The sequence below is a fragment of the Azospira sp. MPR-E4 genome (assembly GCF_058809645.1).
In genome coordinates, this window is sequence record NZ_JBXAST010000086.1 from 1 (window position 1) to 8252 (window position 8252).

9 protein-coding genes are annotated in these 8252 nt (G+C 62.7%); 6 read left to right on the forward strand and 3 right to left on the reverse strand.

The annotated features are described in order from the left end of the window. From fliK to AC1RTA_RS15960, 3 genes are all read left to right on the forward strand, one after another. Window positions 1-417 (forward strand): flagellar hook-length control protein FliK (fliK, locus tag AC1RTA_RS15950; RefSeq protein ID WP_492785293.1); only part of this gene is annotated, 417 nt, incomplete at its 5' end. Next, the gene (locus AC1RTA_RS15955) at window positions 395-715 is read left to right on the forward strand and encodes an EscU/YscU/HrcU family type III secretion system export apparatus switch protein (RefSeq protein ID WP_014236861.1); all 321 of its coding nucleotides are present in this window, start codon (window positions 395-397) and stop codon (window positions 713-715) included. The genes fliK and AC1RTA_RS15955, both read left to right, overlap by 23 nt. 66 nt (window positions 716-781) lie before the next feature. Beyond that, window positions 782-1594, forward strand: a complete 813-nt coding sequence (locus tag AC1RTA_RS15960) for a flagellar brake protein (RefSeq protein WP_152090754.1) — start codon at window positions 782-784, stop codon at window positions 1592-1594. Between the two features lie 70 nt (window positions 1595-1664). On the opposite strand, the gene fliE is transcribed toward AC1RTA_RS15960, so the two are convergent. From fliE to AC1RTA_RS15975, 3 genes are read right to left on the reverse strand one after another with little or no spacing between them, the layout of a single operon-like run. Next, entirely contained in the window at window positions 1665-1988 is a 324-nt protein-coding gene (gene fliE, locus AC1RTA_RS15965) for a flagellar hook-basal body complex protein FliE (RefSeq protein WP_492785294.1), read from the reverse strand. A gap of 53 nt (window positions 1989-2041) precedes the next feature. Next, window positions 2042-3466, reverse strand: a complete 1425-nt coding sequence (locus tag AC1RTA_RS15970) for a sigma-54-dependent transcriptional regulator (RefSeq protein WP_492785295.1) — start codon at window positions 3464-3466, stop codon at window positions 2042-2044. 7 nt (window positions 3467-3473) lie between these two features. Then, window positions 3474-4679 (reverse strand): sensor histidine kinase, encoded by a 1206-nt coding sequence (locus tag AC1RTA_RS15975; protein ID WP_014236841.1) that lies wholly within the window; start codon window positions 4677-4679, stop codon window positions 3474-3476. A 137-nt stretch (window positions 4680-4816) separates the two neighbouring features. On the opposite strand from AC1RTA_RS15975, the gene fliF reads away from it, so the two are divergent. The 3 genes from fliF to AC1RTA_RS15990 form a co-directional block, all read left to right on the forward strand. After that, the gene (gene fliF / locus AC1RTA_RS15980; protein ID WP_014236840.1) at window positions 4817-6568 is read left to right on the forward strand and encodes a flagellar basal-body MS-ring/collar protein FliF; all 1752 of its coding nucleotides are present in this window, start codon (window positions 4817-4819) and stop codon (window positions 6566-6568) included. Further along, entirely contained in the window at window positions 6558-7559 is a 1002-nt protein-coding gene (fliG, locus tag AC1RTA_RS15985; RefSeq protein ID WP_014236839.1) for a flagellar motor switch protein FliG, read from the forward strand. The genes fliF and fliG overlap by 11 nt, the downstream gene beginning before the upstream one ends. 24 nt (window positions 7560-7583) lie before the next feature. Beyond that, a partial coding sequence (locus AC1RTA_RS15990; RefSeq protein ID WP_492785296.1) for a FliH/SctL family protein occupies window positions 7584-8252 on the forward strand: 669 nt, incomplete at its 3' end.

Consider the following 8252-nt stretch of genomic DNA (forward strand, 5'->3'; position numbering starts at 1 on the left):
CCAGCCACCAGCCCAGCCCCTTCTGGTCTCGCCGCCGACCTAGCTCCCCTAATCCGACAACAACTTGAATCCCTAGCCAGCAACACTTATATCTGGCACGGCCAAATCTGGCCTGGACAGGAAATGTTATGGGAAATGGTGGAAGAAGATGGTCGAAATGGGGCACAGGATGAAGACGGCGAACCGGCTAGTACATGGAACACCCGTCTGCGCCTGAATCTCCCCCATCTGGGGGAAATTCAGGCTCGTATCGGACTGACAGGTCACCAGATTTCGCTGCATTTGACCGCGACCAATCCCGAAACCCGGGAACAACTGCGCGGTCACGGTCAGGGACTTGCCAGCCAGTTTGAGGCAGCCGGACTCACTTTAGGCGGCTTCATGGTGGATAAGAATGAACCAGACGCCACCCCCTGAGGACCGCCGTAGCGCCGTCGCTCTGGCCTATCTGGAGACCGATGCTGCCCCCAGGGTGGTCGCAAAAGGCCGGGGAGCGGTGGCCCAGGCCATCATCAACCGCGCCAAGGAACATGGGGTCTATGTGCATGAATCGCCCGAGCTGGTGGCCTTGCTCATGCAGGTGGATCTGGACGAGCGCATCCCCCCTCAGCTCTACCGAGCCATCGCCGAACTGCTGGCCTGGCTCTATCGACTGGAGCACGGCGACAACTCACCACCACCGTTATTCCAAGCCCCAAGGGAGCAAACTGAGTAATAATGCAATTCTCTAGTTTGCTGCTTTTGTTTACACTTCAGCCTTGCCGAGAAAACCGAATAAACCATGACTGACAAGGCAAGCGAGCCCTTAGAGCCGGAAGCCCATCCTGTGCCACACCACCTAGACGTCGAAGACGACGACAATTACAGTCGCTACCTGCTTTACTCCAAGGCAGAAATTCTTTTCGTACTCAAGGCGCTGGTGCAAAAAGGGGTGATGATCACCGTTTATTTTGACGGTGGTAACTCCTTCCTGCTCACCTCGTTGAACCACATCGGTGCCGACGGGAATTCCCTGATATTCGACTACGGCAGCGACGACGAAATGAATCGCCGCGCCCTGCAGGCCGACAAGCTGGTATTCACCACGACCCTGGACAAGGTCAAGATTCAGTTCAGCCTGAAAGGCCTTACGCAGACGACCTTCGAGGGGCGAACCGCCTTTGGCGGCAAGCTGCCCGAGACCCTGCTGCGCCTGCAGCGCCGCGAGTATTACCGCCTTACCACCCCCATAGCCAATCCCATCAAGGTATCGGTGGACGTCATTCTCGCAGACGGCACCAAGACCACTATTGAAGCCAACATGCTGGACATCAGCGGTGGTGGTATCGGCCTCATGCTGCCATTGTCCCTGGGTGAAACCTTTGCCATCGGCAATGTTTTCCGCGACTGCAAGTTCACCCTGCCCGAGGAAGGACAGCTGGTCACGGCCCTTTCCGTGCGCAACTCGTTCCCGGTAACCACCAAGACCGGCAGTCAGTACCTGCGCATCGGTTGCGAGTACGTTGATCTTCCGGGAACCCGGCTGACCATGATTCAGCGCTACATCACCCGGATCGAACGGGAGCGCAAAGCAAGAATCAGCGGCCTCGAATAATCAGCATCAGATCACGCAAAAGCAAAACGCCCCTGCTGGGGCGTTTTGCTTTTGCGCATTCAAGATTTAGTTATACCTGAATATTCATCACATCCTGGTAGGCGGAAACCAGTTTGTTGCGCACCTGGACCATCTCCTGGAAGGAAACGTTGGCCTTCTGCAGGGCGATCATCACTTCATGCAGGTTGGTATTGGAATCCCCGGCGGAGAAATCCTGAGCCATGGACTGGGCCTGTTGCTGGGCCGAATTGACCTGATCGATGGAATTCCTCAGCACCTGGGCGAAATCGGCCCCACCGGCCGACGCGGCAGCGTTATCCACCGATTTGGCGGCAGCGGCCCCTGCGGTGCTCCGCAGCTGACTCAACAAATTATCAATACCTTTGGTGTCCATGTGCTTCTCCAACAGTCACCAGCGTTATAGCAAAAGACAGGCCAACCTGAAAGCTATTCGTTCAAATAACCGGCCAAACGGTACTGCCTGAGCTTATGACGCAAAGTCCGCTCGGAAATTCCCAGTTTTTCAACCGCCAGTTTGCGGGAGCCCCCCACCGAGGCCAGCGTCTCGAGGATAAGCTCCCGTTCCCAGTCCTTAATATTATCGGCTTTTTTCCCGCCGGACTGAAGGGCTCCGTCCTCCTCGACCGATATGGCCTGGGGGACCTGCGGCGCCAGCTGGGGCGCCTCCATCATAACAGGAGGCGGCGGCACATAGGCCGGCGCCGCCGCGGCCGGAGCACCGGGACGGGCCACCAGATGCAGATGTGCCGCATCCACCTGGTCCCCGGGCGCCAGGATCAGGGCCCGCTGCATCACATTGACCAGTTCCCGCACATTACCCGGCCAGGAATGGACGCGCAGGGCCTGTTCGGCCGCCGGCGTCAGCAGGAGGCCGGGGCGGCCAGATTTGCCGCCCTGATCGGCAAGAAAATGCCGGGCCAGGGGCACCACATCGTCCGGCCGTTGCCGCAAGGCGGGAATCAGCAAGGGAAAGACATTGAGCCGGTAATACAAATCCTCGCGGAAGATGCCCTTGGCCACTGCCTCGGCCATGTCCCGGTTGGAGGTGGCCACCACCCGGATGTCCAGGCGCACCGGCTGCTTGCCGCCGACCCGCTCCACTTCCCGCTCCTGCAGCACCCGCAGCAACTTGGCCTGCAGCGCCAGGGGCATTTCCGTCACTTCATCCAGCAGCAGGGTGCCGTTCTGGGCCTGCTCGAACTTGCCAGCCTGGGCCTGATTGGCACCGGTGAAGGCGCCTTTTTCATAACCGAAGAGGGTCGCTTCCAGAAGGCTTTCGGGGATGGCTGCGCAATTGATGGCGACAAAGGGGCCTTTGCGCCGGGCGGAATGGTTGTGGATGTAGCGGGCCACCACTTCCTTGCCCACCCCGGACTCCCCGGTGAGCAGGACGGTGGCGTCGGTCTGGGCCACCCGGGCGGCCAGGGAAAACAGGTTGCGGGAAGCGGCATCCACCGCCACCACGTCGGAATCCTCACCCATGGCCGGCAGGCGGTAACGGGCCACATGCTCGAGCAGGGCCTTGGGCTCGAAAGGCTTGAGGAGGAAGTCGCAGGCCCCCGCCCGCATGGCCTCAACTGCACGGTCCACATCGGCAAAGGCCGTCATCAGCACCACCGGCAGGTGCGGATACTGGCCACGGATTTCCTTCAACAGGGTGATGCCGTCCATGGGCTCCATGCGCACGTCGCTGACGACAATGGCCACCGGCCGTTCGGCCAGGACCTTCAGCGCTTCCGGGCCGGAGGCTGCCGAGAGGACAGCCTCACCGGCCAGTTCCAGGGTATCCACCACTGCTTCCCGCAGGTTGGGATCGTCCTCGACGACCAGGATGGGCAGGTTGTTCGCCATCTGCTTTCTAGCTTTCCACGACAAATTGGCTTGCCGGCCCCGCCGGCAACTCCAGGGTAAATTCCGAACCTTCTCCGGGCTGGGAGCGGACACTGATGGTTCCGCCATGGGCCCGGGCAACACCGAGAGCAATTGCCAGGCCAAGTCCGGTTCCCTGGCCCCGGGTTGTGAAAAATGGCTCGAAAATCCGCGCCTGGGCTTCGGGGGCAATGCCAGGCCCGGTATCGCTGACGGCGATGTAACAGCGCCCTTCGCTTACCCGGGCCTGCAGCAGCACCCGGGGCGGGCGCTCGGTCCGCCCTTCCACCACCTGCAGGGCATTTTCCAGCAGGTTGGTCAGGGCGCCGGCAATGGCCTTGCGCGCTCCCATCATTATAAAGTCGCCGACCTCGGCCTCCACCCGGAAATCCACGCCATGGCGCTTCATCAACGGCTCCACGGCCTGCACTGCCTCGGTCACCAGCGCCGCCACCGGAATGGCTTCCCGGCCGATGCTTTCACCCCGGGCAAAGAGCAGCACGTCCTGGATCAGGCGCTCCAGGCGCTTCAACTGCTCCGTCGCCTTGTCGGCAAAGCGAGTCCGGGCCTCGGGCGCCAGTTCCGGCTTGCCCAGATTGCTGCTGTACAACAGGGCCGTGGCCAGGGGCGTGCGCAGCTGATGGGCCAGGGAGGCGGCCATCTCGCCCATGGCGGCCAGGCGCTGATTGCGCTCCAGGTTGGCCTTCATTTCATGGGCATGAGTGATGTCGTGCACCAGGAGAATCTGGCCGCCGGCGGAATCCAGGGGGCTTTTGGCAATGCTCACCCGCCGGCTGCCGACCTGCCATTCATCCGGCGCCCCGGTGGGCACCAGGGCCTGGCCGGAGACCCGGGACCAGCCCTCGCCCACCAGATCCTGGCCGAACATGGCCTTGGCTGCCGGATTGGCCTCGGTCACCAGAAAAGCGCTATCCAGCACCACCACCCCTGCCGGCAGGGCATTGAGCAGCAAGGACAGACGCTCGGACAAAGCCTCCTTTTCCTTGTACTGACGCCGCAACTCGCCGTTGGCCACCGCCAGTTCGGCCGTCAGGGAGGCCACCCTGCCCTGCAGGGCATCGTAGGCCTGGGTCAGTTCCTGGGAAACCTGATTGAAAACGTCGAAGGCTTTTTGGAGTTCCTGGGCCTTGGCGTCCGGGCGCTCCTGCACGGGTTCCGGCAACGATGGGGACATGGGAAAGAAGGCGAGAGTTGATTGCAATAAGCGGATACAATATAGAATATTTCTTAGAAATTTTCGCTTTTTGCTTGATTAGTATCTGACTTCCCGGCCCAGCGCCCCTCCTCAGTCTCTGCAAACACATACTATCGATGGCGGCAACCCAGGACACTGTAGATACCACGGCCTCCCAGCCAGGCAACAAGATCAGCGAAAAGCTTCGCGAAGCCCTGGGCCGGCTGACCAACCAGCAAAAGATCGCCCTCATGGTGGCGGTCGCCGCCATCGCCGCCCTCATCATGGGCACCATCCTGTGGAGCCGCCAACCCGACTACAAGGTGCTGTTCAGCAACCTGTCGGAAAAGGATGGCGGCACCATCATCACCGCCCTCGAACAGCTCAACGTTCCCTACAAGTTCACCGAGGGCGGCGGCGCCATCTTGGTGCCTGGTGAAAAAGTCCATGAAGTCCGTCTGCGCCTGGCCTCCCAGGGGCTGCCCAAAGGCGGTGCCGTCGGCTTCGAGCTGATGGAAAACCAGAAGTTCGGCATCAGCCAGTTCGCCGAACAGGTCAATTTCCAGCGCGCCCTGGAAGGGGAACTGGGCCGTACCATCCAGTCCGTGGCCGCCGTCGAGTCCGCCCGGGTGCACCTCGCCATCCCCAAGCCTTCCGTATTCGTCCGGGAAGAACAGAAACCCACCGCCTCGGTCATGGTGCACCTCCACCCCGGCCGCACCCTGGAGCCCGCCCAGGTGGCGGGCATCGTGCATCTGGTGTCCTCCAGCGTGCCCCAGCTGCCCATGTCCAACGTGACGGTGATCGACCAGAACGGCAACCTGATTTCCCAGCTGAAGAGCAAGCTGATCGAGGCCGGCCTGGACCCCACCCAGATCAAGTACGTCCAGGAAGTCGAGGCCAGCGTCATCAAGCGTATCGACGACATCCTGGCACCGGTGGTCGGACCGGGCAACGCCCGGGTCCAGGTGGCAGCGGACATCGACTTTTCCCAGACCGAACAGACGGCCGAGAGCTACCGCCCCAACACCACCCCGCCGGACATCAGCATCCGCAGCCAGCAGACCTCCGAAACGGCCAACGTCAATCCGCCAGCCCAGGGCGTGCCTGGCGCCCTGACCAACCAGCCGCCGGTGCCGGCTACCGCCCCCATCACCTCGCCGCCCGTGGCCGGCCAGGCGACGGCCCAGACCGGCGCCACCAACGGCCAGCCGCCCCCGCCGGGACAGATCAACGCCGCCGGCGTGCAGGCCCCCATCTATTCGGCAGGCCAGCCCATCAACACCCGCAAGGACTCCACCATCAACTACGAGGTGGACAAGACCATCAAGTACGTCAAGCAGTCGGTGGGGGTGATCAAGCGGCTGTCGGTGGCGGTGGTGGTGAACAACAAGAAGGACACCACCAAGGACGGCAAACCCACCACCCGCCCCCTGACCGAAGCAGAACTGAAGCAGATCAACGATCTGGCCCGGGAAGCCATGGGCTACGCCAAGGAGCGCGGCGACACCCTCTCCGTGGCCAATGCCGCCTTCACCGCCGTGGAGAAGGAAGACAACGAGCCGCCCCTGTGGAAGCAGCTGGCGACGCCGGAAATGGGCAAGGACCTCTTGAAATATCTGCTCATCGGCGCCATCGTTGCCTATATCCTGCTGGCCGTGGTGCGCCCCATTCTGCGCACCATGTTCCCGCCCCCGTCGCCGGAGGTCGAGGAGGAGGAAGGGGAGGAAGGCGAGGAGGACGTCGAGGTGGATCTCACCGCCATGGGCGGCGATCTCATCCTGGCCACCTACGAAGGCAAGATGCAGAAGGCGCGGGAAATCGCCCACGCCGATCCCAAGGCTGTGGCCAACATCATCAAGGATTGGATGGGCGTAAATGCCGGCTAGCGAAGATGGCCTGGAAAAGGCCGCCATACTCCTGATCGCCCTGGGCGAGGAAAACGCCGCCGCGGTGCTGCAGCAGCTCGGCCCCCGGGAAGTGCAGAAGCTCGGCCACGCCATGGCCACCCTGCGTACCGTGCCCCGGGCCCGGGTGGAATCGGTGTTGGAAGAATTCCACACCATCCACCACGAACATGCCGCGGTGCACGTGGATACGGATGCCTACATCCGCAATGTGCTGACCAAGGCCCTGGGCGACGACAAGGCCTCCAACCTCATCTCCCGCATCCTCCAGGGCGGCGAAACCTCGGGCATCGAAGGCCTGAAGTGGATGGATGCCAGCACGGTGGCCGACCTGATCCGCAACGAGCACCCCCAGATCATCGCCACCATCCTGGTGCACCTGGAGCACGACCACTCCAGCGAAATCCTCAGCCTGTTCCCGGAACGGCTGCGCAACGACGTCATCCTGCGCGTCGCCACCCTGGAAGGGGTGCAGCCGGCGGCCCTGAAAGAGCTCAACGACGTCATGCTGCGCCTGCTCTCCGGCTCCGCCAACATCAAGAAGTCCGCCATGGGCGGTGTCCGCACCGTGGCCGAGATCCTCAATTTCATGGGCTCGGCCAACGAAACTTCGGTGATCGACTCGGTGCGGGAATACGACCCGGACCTGGCCCAGAAGATCCTCGACGAAATGTTCGTCTTCGAGAACCTGCTGGACCTGGACGACCGCAGCATCCAGCTGCTGCTGCGCGAAATCCAGTCCGACTCCCTCATCCTGGCCATGAAGGGTGCTTCCGAGAACCTGCGCGAGAAGATTTTCAAGAACATGTCCCAGCGGGCTGCCGAAATGCTGCGGGAAGACCTGGAGGCCAAGGGCCCCGTGCGCATTTCCGAAGTCGAAACCGAGCAGAAGGAAATCCTCAAGATCGTTCGTCGCCTGGCCGACGAGGGCCAGATTGTCCTCGGCGGCAAGGGCGGCGAAGAGATGATCTAGCCGTAGAGGGACCCCCGAACTGCCATGACCGCCGGCTACATCCCGAAAGAAAAGCTGACCGCCTACGAGCGCTGGGAGCTGGCCGCCTTCGACGAACCGGAGACGCCACCGCCCCCCGAACCGGAGCCGGAACCGCCGCCCCCGGCCGAGGAGCCGCCCCCCCCGGCAGCCGAGCCGGAAGAGACCATTCCCTTCCCCACGGCGGAAGAGATCGAGCGCATCCACACCGAGGCCCACGAGGCCGGCTACAACGCCGGCTACGAGGAAGGCGCCGCCCGCGCCAAGGCAGAGGCCGAGCGCCTGGACAACCTCATTCACAGCCTGGCCCAGTCGCTGCAGGTGCTGGACCAGGACATCGCCGACCAGTTGCTGGGACTGGGCCTGGAAATCGCACGCCAGGTCACCCGCAGCGCCCTCAAGGTCAAACCGGAACTGCTGCTGCCGGTGGTCAGGGAAGCCCTGGCCGCCCTGCCGGTCAGCCATGCCCATCCGACCCTGACCCTGCATCCGACGGATGCCGCCCTGTTGCGCGAGCACCTGGGGGAACAGATCAGCCACGGCGGCTGGCGACTGCTGGAAGACCCGGACATGGAAGCCGGCGGCTGCCGGGTCCAGGCCGGCGCCAGCGTGCCCTTCAAGCTGCGCCGCAACCAGAGCCTGCTGGAACCCCAGGTCAGGATCGGCAAGCGCCCG